Raw genomic sequence first — 19091 nt, 5'->3', positions numbered from 1 at the left:
CGGGCCGACCGGGCGGGAGCGGGAGGCCGGCCGGTCCGACGCCCCGCTCCCGCCCGGGTGGCGCGGGTCAACCCAGGCGCCCGTCCCGGGCGAGGGCGCCGAGCCAGTGGGCGGAGGGCTTCGGGGTGCGCTCGAAGGTCCGCGGGTCGACGGCGACCAGGCCGAAGGTCGGCCGGTAGGAGCCCCACTCGTAGTTGTCGAGCAGGCTCCAGTGCAGATAGCCGCGCACGTCGACACCGTCGCGCAGGGCCTCGGCGAGACCGGCCAGCGCCTCCGCGGTGTAGGCGATCCGCTCGGTGTCGTCGGCGGTGGCGATGCCGTTCTCGGTGACCAGCAGCGGCACGTCCGGGCCGACCAGTGCGGCCGTCCGGCGGACCGCGTCGCCGAGCGCCCGCGGGTAGTACTCCCAGCCCTTGATCGTGGTGCGGACGCCCTCGGCGACCGGGACCGGGCCGTCGACGCCGACCGGGGTGCGGGTGTAGGCCTGCACGCCGATCCAGTCGTCGCCGCGGGCGGCCTCGACGAAGACGTCCTCCCGCCGCCGGGCCACGGCCGCGGTGACGGCCTCGGCGCCGGGCTCCACGGGGTGGAGGCCGAGGGCGGCGACCGTCCAGCCGACCAGCAGCCGGGGGTCGGCCTCACGCAGCGCCGTGCTCGCGGTGCGGTGGGCCCGCACCAGCGCCTCGGTGATGTCCTCGGCGGGGTCGATGCGGTCGAGGTCCGCGCCGGCCGGGCCGCCGGTGGCGAACAGCCGCCTGACGGTGTCCATCCGGGCGAGGACGTTCGGCTCGTTGACGGTCGCCACGTACCGGACGCCGTCGAGCACCTCGGCGGCGGCGGTGGCGGCGTACCGCGCGAACAGCTCGGCGGCGTCGGGGGCGAGCCAGCCGCCCGCCTCGGCGAACCACTGCGGCACGGTGAAGTGGTGGAGCGTCACCACCGGGGTGAGCCCGCGGGCCAGCGCGCCCTCCACCATCGCCCGGTAGTGGGCCAGCGCGGCCCGCGAGAAGCGGCCGCGCACCGGCTCGATCCGGGCCCACTCGATGCTGAACCGGTAGGCGTTGAAGCCCAGTCCGGCGAGCAGGTCCATGTCCTCGGGCCAGCGGTGGAAGCTGTCGGCGGCGTCGCCGCTGGGTTCGGGCAGCGGCGAGCCGGGGCGCGTCTCGAACGCCCACCAGTCGCTGGTGGTGTTGTTGCCCTCGATCTGGTGGGCGGCGGTGGAGGCACCGAACAGGAAGCCCTCCGGCAGTGCGCCGCCGCCGGTCATGCCGTCACCCCGCGCGGGGCGGTCGGGTGGCCGGCCCGGAAGAGCGGGTCGGCCGTGTCGAAGGGCACGTCCTCGCGGGAGGCCTCGACGGCGGCGTCCGAGCGCGGCAGGTCGAACGGGAGCGTGCCGGTCATCGGGGTGCGGCCGAACACCGCGTCCAGCACGACGTCGTCGGCGGCGCCGAACTCGCCGACCAGCAGGGCCGCGTGGGGCGCCAGCGGGGTCAGCACGGCGGGGCGTTCGAGCAGCGCGACGACGGCGGTGGGGACGGTGTCGGCCAGCGCGGCGATCCGGGCGGCCTCCTCCGGCTCGAACTCCAGGGTGCCGGTGTGGAAGTGCTGCTCCAGCAGCCCCCCGCGCTTCTCGTACGGCGTGGCGACGCGGACGACCGCGACGTCGGCGTCCTCGGGGCGCTCGACGACCGTCCCGTAGCGGGCCGCGACCTCGGCGTCCACGCCCTCGGCGTAGATCCGCCCGCCGGTCAGCGGCTGCCCGGCGAGGCGCACCAGCGAGGCGGCCTGGACCCTGCGGCCGAGCTCACGGCCGGCCGGGGCGCCGACCAGGGCGGCGGCCGCCTCGGCGTCCACGTACGGGTCGTCGAACAGGCCGAGCCGGAACTTGTCGCGCAGGATGCGGCGGACGGACTCGTCGAGGCGGGCCTCGGTGACGGCCCCGGAGCGGACGACGTCGAGGATCAGCTCGGGGTCGGTCTCGCCGCCGAGCTGGTCGGCGCCCGCGTGCAGGGTCATCGCGACCTGCTCGGGCACCGACAGCTCCTCGACGCCCCAGTGCCGCGGCGGCAGGCTGACCAGGCCCGGGATCTCCATGCCGGTGATGGCGTTGAAGTCGGTGCAGACCACGCCGTCGAAGCCGTACCGGCCGCGCAGCAGGCCGGTGATGACGTCGTGGTTGAAGTTGGCGCCGACCTCGGCGAGCCCGGAGCCGGAGGGGATCGCGTAGGCGGGCATGATCTGCGCGGTGCCGGCCTCGAAGGCGGCCTCGAAGGGGCGCAGGTGCTGCTCGAAGGCGCCGCCCGGGTAGGCCAGGCTCCGGCCGGCCGCGAAGTGCGAGTCCTCGCCCCGGTGCTGCGGGCCGCCGCCGGGGAAGTGCTTGGTCATGCAGGCGACGCTGTCCGGCCCGATCCGCTCGCCCTGGAGGCCGCGGATGTAGGCGGCGATGATCCGGGAGACCCGCTCGGGGTCCTCGCCGAAGGTGCCGCTGATCCGGGCCCAGCGCGGCTCGGTGGCGAGGTCGGCCATCGGGTGGATGGCGACCCGGATGCCGACGGCGCGCAGCTCGCGGCCGATCAGCGCGGTGTACTCCTCGACCAGCTCCGGGTCGTCGGTGGCGCCGAGGCCGATCGGCTCGGGGCCGACCGAGAAGCCGCCGCCGGCGAAGGCGGTGGCGGGGTTGGTGGTGAAGCCGTGCCGGGGGTCGGAGGCGAGGGTGACCGGGATGCCGAGGCGGCTCGCGGCGGCGAGGTCCTGGACGTGGTTGTTCCACTCGGCCATGGTGCGGGCGTCGGGGACGGCCATCATGCCGAAGGCGGTGAGGCCGCGTTCGGTGATGAGGTGGTCGCCGGACGGGAAGGGGCCCTGGTTGCCGGGGAGCATCCGGCCGTGCAGCATCTGCGCGGCCTTCTCCTCCAGGGTCATCCGGGCGAGGAGGTCCTCGACGCGCTCCTCGACGGGCAGCCGCGGGTCCTCGTAGGGCTCCATGGTGCCGTTGTGGTTGAGGTCGCGGAAGGGCGTGCCGTCGGTGTGGTGCAGCAGGGCCGTCATGCCGTCACCCCGGCGGCGGTCGCGGCGGCGGCCTTGGCGCGGAAGGCCTCGACGGTCGCGGCGTCCACCCCGCAGTGGGCGAGCAGGCCCTCGGTGCCGCCGTAGCGGGCGGCGACCAGCTCCAGGAAGGCGGCCATCGCGTCGGCCGGGGCCTCCAGCAGCGGGCGGGGGACGACGAAGGTACCGCCTTCGTAGTCGTTCAGGGCGGCGCGGTTGCGCTCGGCCAGGTTCGCCCAGATCTGCGGCAGCGCCTCGGTGGTGCGGTGGTAGTCGGCGACGATCTCCTCGGCGGGGACGCCCAGCAGGTCGAGCAGCAGGGCGGTCAGCCAGCCGGTGCGGTCCTTGCCGGCGGCGCAGTGCACCAGCAGGCCACCGGGGCGGGTGGCGGCCTCGACGGCGAGCTTGACCGCCTCGGGGGCGGACTCGGCCATCAGCAGGTAGAAGGCGCCGAGGTCCGCGTCGGTGGTCATCTCCTTCATGGCCGCCTCCAGCCGCGGGTCGGTGGGCTGGACGCGGGCGGCGACCACCTCGATGCCGGCGGCCCGGGACTGCGCCCAGTCGGTGTCCTCGGCCTCGACGTCGCCGCGCAGGTCGATGATCGTGCGGACGCCGGCGGCGTTCAGCTGCTCGACGACCGAGGCGTCGTCGGCCGGGTACGGCTGGGCGGAGCGGTGGAGCACGCCGGGGCGGATCCAGCGGCCCTCGGGGTCGGTGAGGGCGGCGGGGTCGCGGAAGTTGACCAGGGTCACGGCGGGGGCCTTTCGGTGCGGGAGAACAGGGGGGTGAGGGCGGAGGCGAGACATCTAGACGTCTAGATGTCTACCTGGCGAGCGGGGCGCCGGGCAAGCGACGAGGAGGTGAACTTCCGGACAACCGGGGACGTAAGTCGCCACCCGGCTCCGTAGGATCTGGCGCGTGGCGACGCACCGAACCGAGACCCCGCTGTACCGCCGGCTGGCCCGGCAGCTCCAGGAGCGCATCGACGCCGGGACGTACCCGGCGGGCTCCCGGCTGCCCAGCGAGCCGGAGCTGAGCGCCGAGTTCGGCGTCAACCGGCTGACCGTCCGGCAGGCGGTGGCCGAGCTGGAGCGGGCCGCCGTGCTGGAGATCCGCCGGGGCGTGGGGACCTTCGTCCGCCCGCCGGCGGTGCGGGTGTCGATCGCGGTCGACCCGCGCAGCCAGCGGTTCGACCTCGGCAGCGTGCACAGCGGGCTGCCGCTCGACGCGGACGCGCCCGAGGCGGCGCGGGACGGCGAGTTCGTGGTGGCCGCGCCGCCGGTGACCGGCTCGGCCGAGGACGACGAGGCGGCCCGCCGGCTGGGACGCGCGCCCGAGGAGCTGTCCCGGGTGGACACGGTGATCCGGCTGGGCGGCCGGCCCCGGGTGGTGAGCAGCTACTGGGTGCCGTCCGGGCCGCTGCCGGCCGAGCTGGTGCGGCCGGGCCGTCCCGGCAACATGGTGCTCGACCTGGCCCGGGCGGCCGGGGTGGAGCTGGAGTACGACTGGCGGGCGTTCGGCGCGATCGGCGCGGACCTCGCCGACGCGGAGCTGCTCGGGGTGCCGCCGGGCACCGCGCTGCTGGTCCGCGAGGGCGTCAGCTGCACGCCGGACGGCGCGCCCGCGCTGTACCTGCGGCGGCGGATCGACGGCAGCAGCGCGCGGTTCGTGCTGAACTACCGCGAGCCGGGGGGCGGGTCGGGGCCGGCCCGGTAGGCGTTCACCGGGCGGCTCCCGCCGGGGCCGGTGCGTCGAACCGCGCCAGCAGCACCCGGAACGCCTCCACCCACTCCTCCAGCGAGCGCATCTCGTTGCCGTCGACGATCTGCCGCCGGGTCATGCCCGCCATCAGCGCCCCGAACGCCTGCGGCCGCAGGTCGACCAACGGGTCGACTCCCAGCCGCTCGGCCACGATCACCGCCACCCGCTGCGACAAGGTGTCGGTCAGGACGAGCGCGAAGTCGCGCACACTGCGGATCTCGATGAAGCCGCGCCGCAGCGCCCGGCGCCGCACGGTGTGCTCGGCCGGCTCCTCCAACAGCCCGTCGACGGAGCCGCCGGCGTGCCGGAAGGCGGCCCAGAGCTCCAGCTCGGCCGGTGCGGCGGCGAAGGCGTCCAGGAAGGCGGCGCCGAAGTCCATGCCGAAGAGCAGCGCCTCCTTGCACTCGTAGTAGCGGAAGAAGGTGCGGTGGGCGACGTCGGCCCGGCGGCAGATCTGGTCCACCGTGGTGCCCTCGAAGCCCTGCTCCTCGAAGAGGTCGAGCCCCGCCGTGCGGATGGCCTGCCTGGTGCGCGCCCGCTTGCGGTCGCGCAGCCCGGGCTCCGCCACGGTGTCCGTCCCCTGCCCCTGCATCCTGCTCGCCCCTCGTCAACTGCTCTGCCGCACGCGGCCGTAGTCGTACGGAATCACGCGTGGCGCGGCCCGCTCAAGCCGCGCGCCAAGTCGTCGTCAGTTCGTCATGCAAAGTTTGCACAAGTGCCAATTGGCAGTTGTGCCACTTCCAAAGGCTGTGCAGCGGCGGCCACCGGTCCGGCTGCGCCCGCCGGTCTTCCCCCTCCCCCGAAGCCCCCCGAACCCTCCGAGGAATCATGAAGCGGCACACGCTCGTCCTGGCGTCCACGGTCTGCACGGCGGCCCTCGCCCTCACCGCCTCCGCCTGCTCCGCGTCCGACGACACGGTCTCCGGCGGCTCGACCGCCGCAGGCTCCGCGCCGAAGGACGACGGCCCCGCCGTCGACGGCGGCACCCTGAGAATCGGCCTGGACCGCCCCTTCACCAAGCTCGATCCGGCCGAGACCGCCCTCACCTCGATGCCGCTGATGATCCTGGCCAACGCGCTCTACGACCCGCTGATGGTCAACGGCGACAACGGCGCCGTCCAGCCCTACCTGGCCAAGGCCTTCACCCCGAACGCCGACGCCACCGCCTGGACGCTGGAGCTGCGCGAGGGCGTCACCTTCAGCGACGGCAAGCCGCTCGACGCGCAGGCCGTGGTCGACCACGTCAACCGGCTCGCCAAGCCCGAGTCCAAGTGCGGCTGCGCCGCCGACGCCGCCACCATCGGCGCCATGGCGGTGAACTCCCCGACCTCCGTCGGCTTCACCCTCAAGTCCCCCAACGCCGCCTTCCCCAGCCTCTTCACCCGCTCCCTCGGCTACGTCTCCGAGGCCCCGGCCGCCGCCGACGCCCCCGCCGTCGGCTCCGGCCCCTACACGCTGGAGAGCGTGCAGCCGGGCGTCTCCGCCACCCTCGTGCGCAACCCCTCCTACTGGGGCGCCAAGGGCCACGCCGACAAGCTCGTCTACAAGGTGCTGCCGGACACCGACAGCCGCTACCAGTCGCTGCGCTCCGGCGACGCCGACCTCGTCTGGACCGAGACCCCCGCCCAGCTCAAGCAGGCCGCCGGCGACGGCCTGCGGGTGGCCACCGGCCCCGGCTCCACCTCCACCGTGCTGTTCAACACCAAGGCCGCGCCCTTCGACGACCCGCGGGTGCGCAAGGCGCTGCAGTACGCGGTGGACCGCTCGGCCGTCGAGAAGGTCGTCTACCTCGACCAGGGCAAGGTCTCGGACGGCCCGATCGCCTCCACCTCCCCCTACCGCATCGCCGGTGACGCCTCCTACCCCGCGCACGACCCGGCCAAGGCGCGCGCCCTGCTCGCCGAGGCGGGTCACCCCGACCTCTCCTTCGAGTACCTCGTCGACAGCCGCCCCGAGGGCCAGCAGCGGGCCACCGTGCTCCAGCAGATGTTCGCCGAGGCCGGCGTGAAGATGACCATCAAGCCGCAGGACCCGGCGGGCCTGGGCACCGCGATGTTCCAGCGCAAGTTCCAGGTGATGGACTTCGTCACCAGCATGTTCGGCGACACCGACACCGCCCTGGCCAGCCTCTACGCGCCCGACGCCCCCTACAACTTCACCGGCTGGAACAGCCCGAAGGCCGGCCAGGCGATCGCCGCCGGGCGCGGCACCGTCGACCCGGCCCAGCGCGCCCGCTCCTACCAGGAGGCCGCGCAGGAGGTCGTGAACGACGCCCCGATGATCTTCCTGACCGAGAACCAGGTCGGCTTCCTGGCCTCCGCCAGGACCGGCGGCCTGCCGGACGTCTCCCGGCGGACCGTCGTCAACGTCTCCCCCGCCGCGCTGTGGGTGAAGAAGTGACGCCCACCGCACTGCCCACCGCACTGCCCACCGCGCTGCGCATCGCGGGACGCGCCGCCGGGCGGCTCGGACGGGCCGCCGCGGTGCTCCTACTGGTCACCGTCGCGGCGCTCTCCCTGCCGCACCTGATGCCCGGCTCCCCCGCCCTCGCCGCGCTCGGCCCCACCGCCACGCCGGAGCAGGTCGCCGCCTACGAGGCCAAGCTCGGCCTGGACGAGAACGTGCTCGCCGCCACCTGGCGCTGGCTCGGCGACGCCCTGCACGGCGACCTCGGCCACTCGCTCTCCACCGGCGTCTCGGTCACCACCGAGCTCGCCGACCGGATCCCGGTCACCCTCGAACTCTTCGTCGCCGCCCAGGTGGTGGCGCTCGGCCTGGCCCTGCCGGTCGCGCTCTGGTCGGCCTGGCGGCCGGACGGCGCCGTCGACCGGATCGCCACCGCCGGCGCGTTCGTCTGGCTCGCCGTGCCCGGCTTCGTCCTCGGCCTGCTGCTGATCTGGATCACCGCCGTCCAGCTGCGGATCCTGCCGGCCACCGGCTGGACCCCGTTCACCGAGGACCCGCTGGAGAACCTGCGCCACCTGGTGCTGCCCGCGCTCACCCTCGGCCTCACCGAGGCCGCCGTCTTCACCCGCACCCTGCGCGGCCAGCTGCTCGACACCCTCGACCAGACCTACATCGCCGCCGCCCGCAGCCGCGGCATGGGCACCGCGCGGCTGCTGCTGCGCCGGACGCTGCGGCCCTCCTCGCTGCCGCTGGTCACCCTGGTCGGCATCGGCATCGGGACCTCGCTCGGCGGCTCGGTGCTGGTCGAGTCGCTGTTCGCGGTACCCGGCGTCGGCACCCTGGTCTCCGGGGCGATCAACGGCCGCGACTTCCCGGTGGTGCAGGGGGTCGTGGTGGTCAGCGCCGTCGCCGTGGTGGCGGCCACCTTCGCCGTGGACCTGCTGTACCGCACGATCGACCCGAGGATCGCCGATGAGCGCCGCTGAGACCGTCCCCGTCACCACCGCCGCCGCCCCGCGCAAGGCGGCGGGGCGCCGCCGCCCGTCCGTCGGGATGCTGGCCGCCGGCACCTGGCTGGCCGTCGTCGCGCTCGCCGCCCTGCTGCTCCCGCTGCTGCCCGGCTTCGACCCGCTGCACGGCGACTTCGCCCACCCCTCCGCCGCCCCCGGCCCCGGCCACTGGCTGGGCACCGACGCCGCCGGACGCGACGTCCTGCAGCGGACCGTGGCCGGCGCCCGCGCCTCCTTCACCGTCGCCGGGCTGACCATCACCGTCGGCCTGCTCGGCGGCGGGGCGCTCGGCGTGGCGGCCGGCTGGTTCCGCGGGCCGGTGGACAAGGTGATCGGCTTCGCCGCCGACCTGCTGATGTCCGTGCCCACCCTGATCCTGGTGATGATCGCGGTCTCGCTGCGCGGCCCCAGCCTGACCCTGATCGGCGCGCTGATCGGCCTGTTCACCGTGCCGCACTTCGCCCGGGTGGTGCGCGCCGTCGTGCTGTCGCTCAGCGAGCGCGGCTTCGTCCAGGCCGCCCGGATGATCGGCACCGCGCCGCTGCGCATCCTGCTCCGCGAGGTGGTCCCGCACGTCGCGCCGATCGCGCTGACCTTCGCGTTCACCGCCACCACCGTCTCCATCGTCGCCGAGGGCTCGCTCAGCTTCCTCGGCTTCGGGCTCCGCCCGCCGGAGCCGTCCTGGGGCGGCATCATCGCCGAGGGCCGGACCACGCTCGGCAGCGCCCCGTGGATCTCGCTCGCCCCGGCGGCGGTGCTCTGCCTGACCGTCCTCGCCCTCAACTACCTGGGGGACAAGCTCCGTTCGAAGGGAGGGCGAGGATGACCACCCCGGTTCTGGAGGTCCGCTCGCTCGACACCACCCTGCACACCCCCGACGGCCGGACGCTGCACGTGCTGCACGGCATCGACCTCGCCATCGCCACGGGCGAGTGCCTCGGCGTCGTCGGCGAGTCCGGCTCCGGCAAGTCGGTGCTGGCCCGCACCGTGCTCGGCGTCCACCCGCGCACCACCCGCGCCACCGCCACCGGCTCGGTCCTGCTGAACGGCGAGGACCTGCTCACCGCCACCGCCGCCCGGCGCGCCGACCTGCTCGGCACCGGCGTCTCGATGGTCCACCAGGACCCGATGACCTCGCTCAACCCGGTCGTCCGGATCGCCGACCAGGTCACCGAGGCGCTCACCAACCGCCGCCGGATGCCGCGCCGGGAACGGCTGCGCACCGCCGCCGAGCTGCTTGCCGCCGTCGACGTCCCCGACCCGGCCCGGCGCGCCCGCGCCTACCCGCACGAGCTGTCCGGCGGCCTGCGCCAGCGCGTCGGCATCGCCGCCGCGCTGGCCGGCTCCCCCGCCCTGCTGCTCGCCGACGAGCCCACCACCGCGCTGGACGTCACCGTCCAGCGCACCGTGCTCGACCTGCTCGACCGGCACCGCGAGACCCGGGGCCTGGCCACCCTGCTGATCACCCACGACATCGGCCTGCTCTACGGCCGCGCCCGGCGGATCGCCGTCATGTACGGCGGACGGATCGTCGAGACCGGCCCCACCGAGGCCGTCACCGAGACCCCCGCCCACCCCTACACCGCCGCCCTGCTGCGCTCGGTGCCGCGGGTCACCGGACCGCTGCGCCGCACCCTGCCCGCCGTGGCCGGCTCGCCGCCGGACCTCTCCCGGCCGCAGCCCGGCTGCCCGTTCGCACCGCGCTGCGAGCGCGCCGAGGCGCTCTGCTCCACGGACGCCCCGCCGCTCCACCGGGCCGGGCCCGGGCACACGGCCGCCTGCCACTTCCCGCTCACGCCGTCGGCCGCGCTGCCGGCGAAGGCCGAGGAGACCCTCGCATGACCCCCACCCCTGCTCCTGCTCCCGTTCCCGCTCCCGCTCCCGCTCCCGCTCCTGTAGAGGGGGACACCCCCGTCGTGCTGCGGGCCACCGGGCTGTCCGTGGTCCACCGCACCCGCTCCGGCCCGCTGCACGCCGTCAGCGGCGTCGACGTGGAACTGCGCGAGCGCCGCACCCTCGCCCTGGTCGGCGAGTCCGGCTCCGGCAAGAGCAGCATCGCCAAGGCCCTGCTGCGGCTGCCCCCGCCCACCACCGGCACCGTCACTCTGGACGGCACCGACCTCGCCGCGCTCGGCCCGCGCGCACTGCGGGCGCTGCGCCCCCGGATGCAGATGGTGTTCCAGGACCCGGTCTCCTCGCTCAACCCGCGCCGCGCCGTGCGCGACCTCGTCGCCGAGCCGCTGGACGCCCACCCGGACCCGTCGGTCGACCGCGCGGCGGTGGTCGAGCGGCAGTTGGAGGCCGTCGGCCTGCCGGTCGCGCTGTTCGGCGACCGCCGCCCCGCCCAGCTCTCCGGCGGCCAGGCCCAGCGGGTCGCCATCGCCCGCGCGCTGGCCGCCGAACCGCGGGTGCTGATCGCCGACGAGGCCGTCTCGGCCCTCGACGTCTCCGCCCAGGCCACCGTGCTCAACCTGCTGCGCCGGCTCACCGAGGAGCGCGGCCTGGCGAGCCTGTTCATCTCGCACGACCTCGGCGTGGTCCGCGCCGTCAGCGACGACGTCGCGGTGCTCCACCTCGGCCGGCTCTGCGAACAGGGCCCCACCGAGGAGGTGCTCGCCGCACCCGCCCACCCCTACACCGCCGCCCTGCTCGCCGCCGTCCCCGAGCCCGGCCGCCCGCTCGGCGACAGCGGCCTGCTCCCCGCCGACCCGCCGTCCCCGCTCGACCCGCCGTCCGGCTGCCGGTTCCGCACCCGCTGCCCGTTCGCCGACGAGCAGTGCGCGGACGAAGTGCCGGCGCTGCGCGAGGTGGCGCCCGGGCGGACCGTCGCCTGCCACCGGCCGCTGACCCCGTAGGCGGCGCCGACGCGGCGGGACGGTGGGTCCACCGACCCGGTAGCATGCCCGGCCTGAGCAGCCGACAGCCCGGCCGGCACCGGAGCGCGCCGCGGGAACACCTCGGCTGACCAGCCAGGACAGCCGATCGGCCGACCGGCGTGCCCGCCAGCCGGCCGGCCGGACCACACCGACGGACCGGGGCGGGACACGACGACATGACGGTGGCCAACGGAAGCGGCGCACCCGACATCCCCGGTGAGCTGGCCCACCACTGCCTGGACCTGCTCACCGACGTCTCCCGCACCGGCCGCCTGCTGCGCCGCGCCGAACTGGAGCGGCTGCGCGAACTCGGCGAACGCGGCGCCGAGGCCGGCCACGGCCTGCGCGAACTCGTCGGCTCCTGCCTCGGCGCCACCCGGGCCACCTGGCAGCACCTCCCCGGCCTCGGCTCCGCCACCGCCGCCGAGCTGCGGCGCACCGGCGACGCCCTGCTCGCCGCCATCCAGGCCGCCCTCGGCGCCCTCGGCGAGGGCCACGAGCGCGCCCAGCGGATGGCCGTGCGCCAGGAGGAGACCAACCGGCGCGAGCTGGTCAACGACCTGCTGCACGGCCGCTCCGACTTCGGCCGGCTCGCCGAGCGGGCCGAGCGGTTCGGCCTGCGGCTGGCCGCCGGGTACACCGTCGCGGTCGCCATCGCCGCCGAGCCCTACCTGGAGGGCGCGCCCGCCGCGCACCGGGTGCTGCGCGAGCTGACCGGCCGCTACGACGACCGCACCCTGCTGCTGGCCGTCCGCGACGGGCGGCTGGTCTGCATCGCCTCCGACGGCGAGCAGGCCGTCCTCACCGCCTTCACCGAGCTGGCCCTGCGGCCCGGCGCCGGGTACCTGCCCGCGCAGCGGGTGGCGACCGGCCGCCGGCACGCCGGCACCGGCGGCATCGTCCGCAGCTACGAGGAGGCGCTCGGCACGCTGGAGTACGCGCAGCGGCTGGAGCTGCCCGCGCGGCGGCTGCGCGCGGAGGAGCTGCTGGTCTTCCCGGTGCTGATGCGGGACCGGGCCGCCATGGCCGACCTGGTGCGCACCGTGCTCGGCCCGCTCACCGCGGCGCGCGGCGGGGCCCGCCCGCTGCTGGAGACCATCACCGTCCAGTCGGAGGCCGGGTACGTGAACGCCGAGACCGCCCGGCGGCTCGGCCTGAGCGTGCGCGCGCTCGGCTACCGGCTGGAGCGCATCCGCGACCTGACCGGGTACGACCCCGCGGACGCCCTGCACCGCTACACCCTGGAGACCGCCGTGATGGGCGCGCGGCTGCTCGACTGGCCGGAGCAGCCGCTCCCGTCCTGACGGTTTCCTAGCGCGACCGTGCCATATTGAACGTTTCAGCGGGCCCCGCGTTGCTTGCGGTTTCCGGATATTTTCAGGTGTCAAAACACCGTCAAGATTGCCGGATCCTGGCAGTGTGCGGATGCTTTCCTCCTGACAGGATCACCACGGCGCCCGGGGGGTCCGGCGCCGGACGGAAAGTCAGGGGGCGCGGGCGGATGCGGGGGGAATTCAAGGCCGCACCGGGCTTTCCGACCCTGGTGGTGACCGCCGAGTACTGGCTGCTGGCCCTGCTCAGCGGGCTCGGAGCCGACGTCGTGACCGGGGGGCACGGCGTCGGCCGCACCGGCGGAACCCGGAGCGGGGGGTGCGGCGCCGATCCCCACATCGACGCCGCCTCCGGGGAACTGCCCGACGACCTGCCCGGGGACCTGCTCGCTTCCGAACCCTTCCCCCTGGTCGGCCGGGTCTGCACCGTCCTCCCGGGCGGCGCCACCACCGTCTCCGGCTGGGCCGAGACCACCACCGACGACGGCTCCCCCGCCCTCCTCGCCGTCCGCACCCCGCCCGGCGACCCCGCCGTCCCGGCCGGCCGGACCGCCCTCCTCCACGCCCACGACCCGGCCACGGACACCTTCCTCATCACCCCTCTCGACCTCGGCGTCCTCTTCAGCTGAGCCCGTCGACCGGGCCGAAGAGCAGGCCATCCGACTCATTCGGTCGGCGGCGAGTCGAATCCGGCTCGGCGGTAGGTTCGGACACACCGCCTCCAGCGGTCGTTCACATCGCCCCAGCCGAAGCGAGGCACGCCCGTGACCGCTCAACACACCTCCGGGGCCGACGTCTCCGGTCGCATCGTCGCTGTCCCGGGGGATGACGCGGCGCCCGGGACAACGCCGGGGTACCGGGTCGGGGACGCCGAGATCCGGATCGTGCTGCTGCTCGTCGGACCCTGAGCGGCGTGGGGCCCCGCCTCAGCGGCGGGCGGCGGCGAGGAGGGCGGGGACGGTGGGGAGTTTGACGCGGGGGCGGCCGGTGGCCTCGCCGCGGGCGCGCTCGGCGCGGTCGATGGCGCGCAGCTGGCGCAGGCCGAGGGCGTCCGGGCGGCGGGTGCGGACCAGGCGGTCGAAGGACCTGCGGTCGCCGGACGGGATGGGCAGGGCGCCCGCGACGGCGTCGTCCAGGAGGGCGTGGACGGTCTCCTCGGCGCAGGCGCGGTTGGCGCCGATGCCGCCGGAGGGGCCGCGCTTGGCCCAGCCGACCAGGTAGGTGCCGGGCAGCGGCCGGCCGGTGGCCGGGTCGAGGACGCGGCCACCGGCGTGCGGGACGGTGCCGGCGGTGTCGTCGAAGGGCAGCCCCGGGACGGGGACGCCCCGGTGGCCGATGGAGCGGACGACCAGGGCGGTGCGCAGCAGGTCGCCGGTGCGCAGCAGGTCGCCGGTGCCGGCGAGGTCGGCGCGGTTGCCGGTGCCCGTGCCCGTGCCGGCCAGGCGGACCGCCTCGACCCGGCCGTCGCCGAGGAGTTCGGCGGGCGCGGCGTGGAAGCGCAGCACGATCCGCCGGCCGGGCCGGGGCGGGGCGGTGCCGTCCACCCGCTCCAGCGGGAGGCCGGCGAGCAGTGCCGCGCTCGACCCCGCGGGGGCCGCGGCCAGGGCGGCGCGGACCTCCGGGCGGTCGTCCACCACGACGTCGACGCCGGGGAGCTGGGTGAGGGCGAGGAACTCGGGCGCGGTCCAGGCGGCGTCCTCGGGCCCGCGCCGGGCGACCAGGACGACCTCGCGCACCGGGCTGCGGCGCAGCGCGGCGAGCGCGTGGTCGGCGATGTCGGTGGCGGCGAGCCGGTCGGGGTCGGTGAGGAGGATCCGCGCGATGTCGACGGCGACGTTGCCGTTGCCGATCACCACGGCCCGCTCGGCGCCCGGCCCCGTCCCGGCGTCCAGGGCGACCGCGTCGGCCGGCACCGTCGGTTCGGCGTTGTACCAGCGGACGAAGGTGAGGGCGGGCAGGCTGCCGGGCAGGTCCTCGCCGGGCACGCCGAGCCGGCGGTCGGCGGCGGCCCCGACCGCGTACACCACCGCGTGGTGGTGGGCGGCGAGTTCGGCGTGGCCGAGGTCGGTGCCGACCTCGACGTTGAGGTGGACCCGCAGCCGCGGGTCGTGGAAGACGGAGGCGAAGCTCTCGGCGATCCGCTTGGTCGACTGGTGGTCCGGGGCGACCCCGTGCCGCAGCAGCCCGCCCGCCACCGGGAGCCGGTCGATCATGGTGACCTCGGCGCCGGTGGAGCGCAGCAGCGCCTGCGCGGTGTAGCTCGCCGACGGCCCGGTGCCGACGAGGGCGACCCGCAGCGGGCCGGCCCCGAGGTCGAGGCCGGCGGGCAGGCTGCGGGGGAAGACGGGCGCGCCCCAGGCGTGGTCGGCGGGGTGGTCGCGGAACCAGTCGCGGTTGAGCTCGCCGTAGACCGCGTCGGGCCCCGTCAGCCGGTCGACCGGGAAGACGGCGTCGACCGGGCAGGCGTCCGCGCAGGCGCCGCAGTCGATGCAGGCGGCCGGGTCGATGTACAGCATGTCGGTGCGGCCGAAGTCCGGTTCGTCCGGCGTGGGGTGGATGCAGTTGACGGGGCAGACGGACACGCACGAGGCGTCGTTGCAGCAGGTGCGGGTGATCGCGTAGGCCATGGCGGGGGTGGGGTCCTCGCTGCGTGGGGTCCGGGACGGCGGGGCGGGTGGCGGTTCAGAGCATGTGGATGCGCCGGTAGAGCCTGGCCGCCGCGGCGGTGAGCAGGCCGTTCTCGGCGAGGAACGCCATCAGGTGGCGGCTGCTGGTGCGCATCATGGCCCGGCGGTGCTCGCTGGCTCGGGCCTCGGCGAGCGCCCGTCCGACGTCCAGCCCGGCGGCCTTGTACACGGACGGGTGAACCATGCTGGTGACGATGACGTAGGCGCCGACCGCGATGCCGAAGGCGGCGTTGCGCCGGCGCAGGGTGCCGGCCCCGCGCAGCCGCTCGCGGATCTCCTGGCGGGCGAACTTCATGTGCCGGGACTCCTCGACCACGTGGATCCGGGACGTCCCGCGGACGATGTCGAGGACGTTCTCGCCGCGCATCCAGTCGCGCTGCATGACGTCCAGCACCTCCTCGGCCACCAGGATGCCGCCGTAGGCGAGTTCGCCGCGGGCGAGGGTCTTGTAGGCGCGCCCGGCCTGGGCGACGACCTGGTTGGGCCGGTACTGGGGGATGCCCATCTTCTCGCAGGCGCGGGCGAACATGATCGAGTGGCGGCACTCGTCGGCGATCTCGGTGAGCGCGAAGCGGAACTCGGCGCCGGCCGGATTGTTGAGGTACTGGTCGCGCAGCACCATCTGCTGCAGGATCATCTCGAACCAGATGCCGGTGGTCATGATCGAGCCGACCTCGTGGCGGGTGAGGGTGACCCGCTGCTCCTCGGTCATCTCCGCCCAGAGCGCGGTGCCGTAGAGGGTGCTCCACTCCGGGTTGAGCCCGTACTGCCCGGGCGGGAGCGGGGCGTCCCAGTCGATCTCGACGGCCGGGTCGTAGGAGAGGGTCGCGGCGGAGTCGAGGAGCCGCTTGGAGACGTCGTCGTCGGCCGCGGTGTGGGTCCGGGTGGGGATGCGTTCCGCCGGGTGAGCCATGGCTGCCTCCGTCAGGTGCGTGGCCTGCGCGGGAACCCGCACGCCCCGCTTATTGACGGAGATTACAATAAGAGTGGACGCCCGAGAACCCCCCGCGCGGCGTCTCGTGCGGCGCCCGGCGGGGTTCCCGGTGCGGCGCCCGGCGAGGTACCGGGTGCGACACCCGGTGCGGCGCCCGGTCCGGTGGCGCGGAACTGGCGGGCTCGCCGGGCCGGGGGATGATGGAGGGGTCGCGGCAGCGAACCGCCGACGGAGAGGAGCGGACCGGATGGAAACGGCGGACGCCCTGTACCGCGGCCGATCCCCCTTCGTCGTCGACGCCATGGGCGCCCTGCTCGACGCGGACGGCCGCATCGTCCGCTGGACCCCGGAGGCGGAACGGCTGCTCGCCCTCGGCGCCGCACAGGTCCACGGCCGGCCCGTGCACGACCTGCTCGCCGACCCCGCCGGGTGGCCGGCGATGTCCGAGCTCAGCGCGGAGCAGCGGGCCGAGGGCTGGTCCGGGGAGGCGGTGCTGCGCTCGGGGCACGGCGAGCGGCTCGCGGTGTCCTACCAGGTGCTGCCGCTGAACGCTCCCGCCGGGAACGCCGACGCCGACGGTGCCGCCGAGGCCGCCGGCACCGCGCCGCCGGAGGCCGAACCCGCCGGCTCTCCCCGGTACTTCGTGCTCGCCGCCCCCAGCCCGCTGATCGCCCGCTCGCGCCAGGACCAGGCCTTCACCCGCGAGCTGTTCCTGCAGGACCGGGTCGGCCTGGCCGTCTTCGACGAGCGGCTGCGCCTCGTCCGCACCAACACCCATCTGCTCCCTTACAGCGGCCTGCCGCCGGACCTGCGCGGGCGGCGGCTCGGCGACTTCCTCCAGGCGCGGGACGCCGCCGCCGTCGAACGCGGGCTGCGCGACGTGCTGCGCACCGGCCGGCCGCTGATCGGCGCGGAGGAGATCGTCCGCACCATCGAGGACCCGGCCGGCGGCGCGGTGATGGCGATCTCGGCGTTCCGGCTGCAGGCGCCGGACGGGCAGGTCATCGGGGTGACCGCGCTGTTCACGGACGTCACCGAGCTGCACCGGTCCGGCGAACGGCTCGCCCTGCTGCACCGGGCCACGGCGGCCGTCGGCGGCTCGCTGTCGGTCGCCGGGACGGCGGAGGAGCTGGCCGCCGTCCTCGCCCCGCCGTCCCGCGCGGGCGGTGGACCGGGTGGGGCGGCCGGCGGTGGACCGGCCGGGGCGGCGACCGTCGGGTCGGGCGGGGCGGTGGACGGCCGGGTGGACGGCGGGGCGGTGCCGGGGCTCGCCGATCTGGCGGTGATCGACGTCGCCGAGGCCGTGTTCACCGGCGCGGAGCCGTCCCCGGGGCGGGACGGCCGGGTGCTGCTGCGCCGCACCGCCGTCGCGTCCGCGGCCGGCCCCGCGGGCGCCGTCGGCGGACCGGCGGCGCCGGAGCCTCCGCCCACCGGCGTGGCCGTGCACGCCGACCCCGGCGAGCAGACCGCGCACACCGACTTCCCCCCGTCGATGACCGTCCCGCTGCGGGCCGGGGGCGGCCTGCTCGGCCGGGTGACCGTCCACCGCGCCCCGCACCGGCCGCCCTACCTGCCCGCCGACCTGGAGCTGCTGCGCGAGATCGCCGACCGCGCGGCCCTCGCGCTGGACAACGCCCGCCGCTACGCGCGCGAGCACCGCGCCGCCGTCGGGCTCCAGCGCAGCCTGCTGCCGCCCTCGCAGGCCGAGACCACCGCGGTCTCCACCGCGAGCGTCTACCTTCCCACCGACACGGCGAGCGGGATCGGCGGCGACTGGTTCGACGTCATCCCGCTGTCCTCCGCCCGGGTCGCGCTGGTCGCGGGGGACGTCGTCGGGCACGGGCTCGCCGCGAGCGCGACCATGGGGCGGCTGCGGACGGCCGTCCGGACGCTCGCCGACCTCGACCTGGAGCCGGACGAACTGCTGGTCCACCTCGACGACCTGGTCGCCCAGCTGATGGTGGAGGCCGAACGGCCGGACGAGGAGGACGAGGACGGCGGCGGTCACGGCCTCGGCGCGGGGGCCTCGGCCACCCGGCCCCCGGCGGGCCACGGCGCGTGGACCGACGGCGGCCTCGACGCGCCGGACGACCAGCAGACCGTGCCCTTCGGCGCCACCTGCGTCTACGCGGTGTACGACCCGGTGTCGCGGCGCTGCGCGATGGCCTCGGCCGGCCACCCGCCGCCCGCCGTCGCGGCGCCGGACGGCCGGGTGACGTACGTGCCCCTGCGGCCGGGGCCGCCGCTCGGTGTGAGCGGGCTGCCGTTCGAGGTGACCGAGGTCGAGCTCGAACCCGGCAGCCTGCTCGCGCTGTACACCGACGGGCTGCTCCTCGGCTACGCGGACGACCTGGAGGAGGGCATGGACGAGCTGTCCCACCGGCTCGCCGCCGCGGCCGCCCCGCCGGAGGGCGCCGTCCCGCCGGCCGGCCCGGTGCTGCGGGAACTCGGCCGGGACCTCGTCGCCGACCTCCCCGCCCACCGGCTCACCGACGACGTCACCCTGCTGCTGGCCCGCACCCGGGAGGTGCCGCCGGAGGCCACCGCGGGCTGGACGCTGGACGCGGACCCGGCGGCGGTCGCACGGGTCCGGGAGGCCGCCACCGAGCAGTTGCTCGCCTGGGGGCTGGAGGAACTGGTGTTCACCACCGAACTGGTGCTCAGCGAACTGGTCACCAACGCGATCCGCTACGCGGGCGGCCCGGTCGGCGTCCGCCTGATCCGCGCCGAACGCCTCACCTGCGAGGTCTCCGACCCCAGCGCCACCCAGCCCCGCATGCGCCGCGCCCGCCTCACCGACGAGGGCGGCCGCGGCCTCTACCTGGTCGCCCAGCTCACCACCCGCTGGGGCAGTCGCTACACCCGCCACGGCAAGACCATCTGGGCCGAACAGGACCTCCCCCCCACCCCCTGACCCACCTCAGCGCGGAATATACCGACCGGTCTACATATCCGGCGAGGCGGGCGCCGAGGTGGCGGGCCACGCCGGTGACGAGCACGACCGTTCCCACAGCGCTGCACCCCATTCCTCGGCCCGGGAG

Annotated in this window: 15 protein-coding genes; 9 read left to right on the top strand and 6 right to left on the bottom strand. The window is 75.7% G+C overall.

All coding sequences use genetic code 11. From position 1 onward, the window contains the following. Positions 1 to 67 precede the first annotated feature (67 nt). Genes ACFC0B_RS22090 through ACFC0B_RS22080 form a run of 3 tightly spaced genes read right to left on the bottom strand, consistent with a single transcriptional unit; the run spans position 68 to position 3797 of the window. Entirely contained in the window at positions 68 to 1267 is a 1200-nt protein-coding gene (locus ACFC0B_RS22090) for a glycoside hydrolase family 1 protein (RefSeq protein WP_376088210.1), read from the bottom strand. After that, positions 1264 to 3048, bottom strand: coding sequence for a glycoside hydrolase family 3 protein (locus ACFC0B_RS22085; RefSeq protein WP_376088207.1), 1785 nt, complete (start codon positions 3046 to 3048; stop codon positions 1264 to 1266). The genes ACFC0B_RS22090 and ACFC0B_RS22085 overlap by 4 nt, the downstream gene beginning before the upstream one ends. Then, on the bottom strand, positions 3045 to 3797 hold the full coding sequence (locus ACFC0B_RS22080) for a tyrosine-protein phosphatase (RefSeq protein WP_376088204.1): 753 nt from the start codon (positions 3795 to 3797) through the stop codon (positions 3045 to 3047). Before ACFC0B_RS22080 ends, ACFC0B_RS22085 begins: the two co-directional genes overlap by 4 nt. 166 nt (positions 3798 to 3963) lie before the next feature. On the opposite strand from ACFC0B_RS22080, the gene ACFC0B_RS22075 reads away from it, so the two are divergent. After that, positions 3964 to 4761: a GntR family transcriptional regulator gene (locus tag ACFC0B_RS22075; RefSeq protein WP_376088200.1), complete on the top strand. Its 798-nt coding sequence runs from the start codon at positions 3964 to 3966 to the stop codon at positions 4759 to 4761. Between the two features lie 4 nt (positions 4762 to 4765). Here ACFC0B_RS22075 and ACFC0B_RS22070 read toward each other — a convergent pair whose 3' ends face one another. Next, positions 4766 to 5398, bottom strand: a complete 633-nt coding sequence (locus ACFC0B_RS22070) for a TetR family transcriptional regulator (protein ID WP_376088197.1) — start codon at positions 5396 to 5398, stop codon at positions 4766 to 4768. Positions 5399 to 5634: 236 nt separating this feature from the next. Between ACFC0B_RS22070 and ACFC0B_RS22065 the strand changes: the two genes are divergently transcribed. From ACFC0B_RS22065 to ACFC0B_RS22035, 7 genes are all read left to right on the top strand, one after another. Then, positions 5635 to 7206: an ABC transporter substrate-binding protein gene (locus tag ACFC0B_RS22065; RefSeq protein WP_376088194.1), complete on the top strand. Its 1572-nt coding sequence runs from the start codon at positions 5635 to 5637 to the stop codon at positions 7204 to 7206. Continuing rightward, positions 7203 to 8198, top strand: coding sequence for an ABC transporter permease (locus tag ACFC0B_RS22060; RefSeq protein ID WP_376088192.1), 996 nt, complete (start codon positions 7203 to 7205; stop codon positions 8196 to 8198). Before ACFC0B_RS22065 ends, ACFC0B_RS22060 begins: the two co-directional genes overlap by 4 nt. Further along, positions 8185 to 9048 carry an ABC transporter permease gene (locus tag ACFC0B_RS22055; protein ID WP_376088189.1) on the top strand — a complete coding sequence of 288 codons (864 nt, stop codon included), beginning with the start codon at positions 8185 to 8187 and terminating at the stop codon, positions 9046 to 9048. Before ACFC0B_RS22060 ends, ACFC0B_RS22055 begins: the two co-directional genes overlap by 14 nt. Next, positions 9045 to 10064, top strand: coding sequence for an ABC transporter ATP-binding protein (locus ACFC0B_RS22050; RefSeq protein ID WP_376088186.1), 1020 nt, complete (start codon positions 9045 to 9047; stop codon positions 10062 to 10064). The genes ACFC0B_RS22055 and ACFC0B_RS22050 overlap by 4 nt, the downstream gene beginning before the upstream one ends. Then, positions 10061 to 11077 (top strand): ABC transporter ATP-binding protein, encoded by a 1017-nt coding sequence (locus tag ACFC0B_RS22045; protein WP_376088183.1) that lies wholly within the window; start codon positions 10061 to 10063, stop codon positions 11075 to 11077. Before ACFC0B_RS22050 ends, ACFC0B_RS22045 begins: the two co-directional genes overlap by 4 nt. Before the next feature lie 197 nt (positions 11078 to 11274). Beyond that, positions 11275 to 12402, top strand: a complete 1128-nt coding sequence (locus ACFC0B_RS22040) for a PucR family transcriptional regulator (RefSeq protein ID WP_376088179.1) — start codon at positions 11275 to 11277, stop codon at positions 12400 to 12402. A gap of 197 nt (positions 12403 to 12599) precedes the next feature. Further along, positions 12600 to 13058, top strand: a complete 459-nt coding sequence (locus ACFC0B_RS22035) for a hypothetical protein (RefSeq protein WP_376088176.1) — start codon at positions 12600 to 12602, stop codon at positions 13056 to 13058. A gap of 297 nt (positions 13059 to 13355) precedes the next feature. Here ACFC0B_RS22035 and ACFC0B_RS22030 read toward each other — a convergent pair whose 3' ends face one another. Both ACFC0B_RS22030 and ACFC0B_RS22025 read right to left on the bottom strand, forming a co-directional pair. Next, the gene (locus ACFC0B_RS22030) at positions 13356 to 15056 is read right to left on the bottom strand and encodes a 4Fe-4S binding protein (RefSeq protein WP_376088173.1); all 1701 of its coding nucleotides are present in this window, start codon (positions 15054 to 15056) and stop codon (positions 13356 to 13358) included. A 55-nt stretch (positions 15057 to 15111) separates the two neighbouring features. Beyond that, positions 15112 to 16029, bottom strand: a complete 918-nt coding sequence (locus tag ACFC0B_RS22025) for a diiron oxygenase (protein ID WP_376088170.1) — start codon at positions 16027 to 16029, stop codon at positions 15112 to 15114. A 268-nt stretch (positions 16030 to 16297) separates the two neighbouring features. Between ACFC0B_RS22025 and ACFC0B_RS22020 the strand changes: the two genes are divergently transcribed. After that, positions 16298 to 18964 carry a SpoIIE family protein phosphatase gene (locus ACFC0B_RS22020; RefSeq protein ID WP_376088167.1) on the top strand — a complete coding sequence of 889 codons (2667 nt, stop codon included), beginning with the start codon at positions 16298 to 16300 and terminating at the stop codon, positions 18962 to 18964. Positions 18965 to 19091: the final 127 nt, after the last annotated feature.

The sequence above is a fragment of the Kitasatospora sp. NPDC056184 genome (assembly GCF_042268405.1).
Taxonomy (GTDB): domain Bacteria; phylum Actinomycetota; class Actinomycetes; order Streptomycetales; family Streptomycetaceae; genus Kitasatospora.
This window is presented reverse-complemented; position numbering and strand designations above follow the sequence as displayed.

What these genes read in the sequence shown, in the direction of transcription:
- ACFC0B_RS22055 (WP_376088189.1), top strand. Translation starts at nt 8,185, where the DNA reads ATGAGCGCCGCTGAGACCGTCCCCGTCACCACCGCCGCCGCCCCGCGC.
- ACFC0B_RS22085 (WP_376088207.1), bottom strand. Translation starts at nt 3,048, where the DNA reads ATGACGGCCCTGCTGCACCACACCGACGGCACGCCCTTCCGCGACCTC.
- ACFC0B_RS22040 (WP_376088179.1), top strand. Translation starts at nt 11,275, where the DNA reads ATGACGGTGGCCAACGGAAGCGGCGCACCCGACATCCCCGGTGAGCTG.
- ACFC0B_RS22050 (WP_376088186.1), top strand. Translation starts at nt 9,045, where the DNA reads ATGACCACCCCGGTTCTGGAGGTCCGCTCGCTCGACACCACCCTGCAC.
- ACFC0B_RS22030 (WP_376088173.1), bottom strand. Translation starts at nt 15,056, where the DNA reads ATGGCCTACGCGATCACCCGCACCTGCTGCAACGACGCCTCGTGCGTG.
- ACFC0B_RS22045 (WP_376088183.1), top strand. Translation starts at nt 10,061, where the DNA reads ATGACCCCCACCCCTGCTCCTGCTCCCGTTCCCGCTCCCGCTCCCGCT.
- ACFC0B_RS22020 (WP_376088167.1), top strand. Translation starts at nt 16,298, where the DNA reads ATGGAAACGGCGGACGCCCTGTACCGCGGCCGATCCCCCTTCGTCGTC.
- ACFC0B_RS22035 (WP_376088176.1), top strand. Translation starts at nt 12,600, where the DNA reads ATGCGGGGGGAATTCAAGGCCGCACCGGGCTTTCCGACCCTGGTGGTG.
- ACFC0B_RS22065 (WP_376088194.1), top strand. Translation starts at nt 5,635, where the DNA reads ATGAAGCGGCACACGCTCGTCCTGGCGTCCACGGTCTGCACGGCGGCC.
- ACFC0B_RS22070 (WP_376088197.1), bottom strand. Translation starts at nt 5,398, where the DNA reads ATGCAGGGGCAGGGGACGGACACCGTGGCGGAGCCCGGGCTGCGCGAC.
- ACFC0B_RS22090 (WP_376088210.1), bottom strand. Translation starts at nt 1,267, where the DNA reads ATGACCGGCGGCGGCGCACTGCCGGAGGGCTTCCTGTTCGGTGCCTCC.
- ACFC0B_RS22025 (WP_376088170.1), bottom strand. Translation starts at nt 16,029, where the DNA reads ATGGCTCACCCGGCGGAACGCATCCCCACCCGGACCCACACCGCGGCC.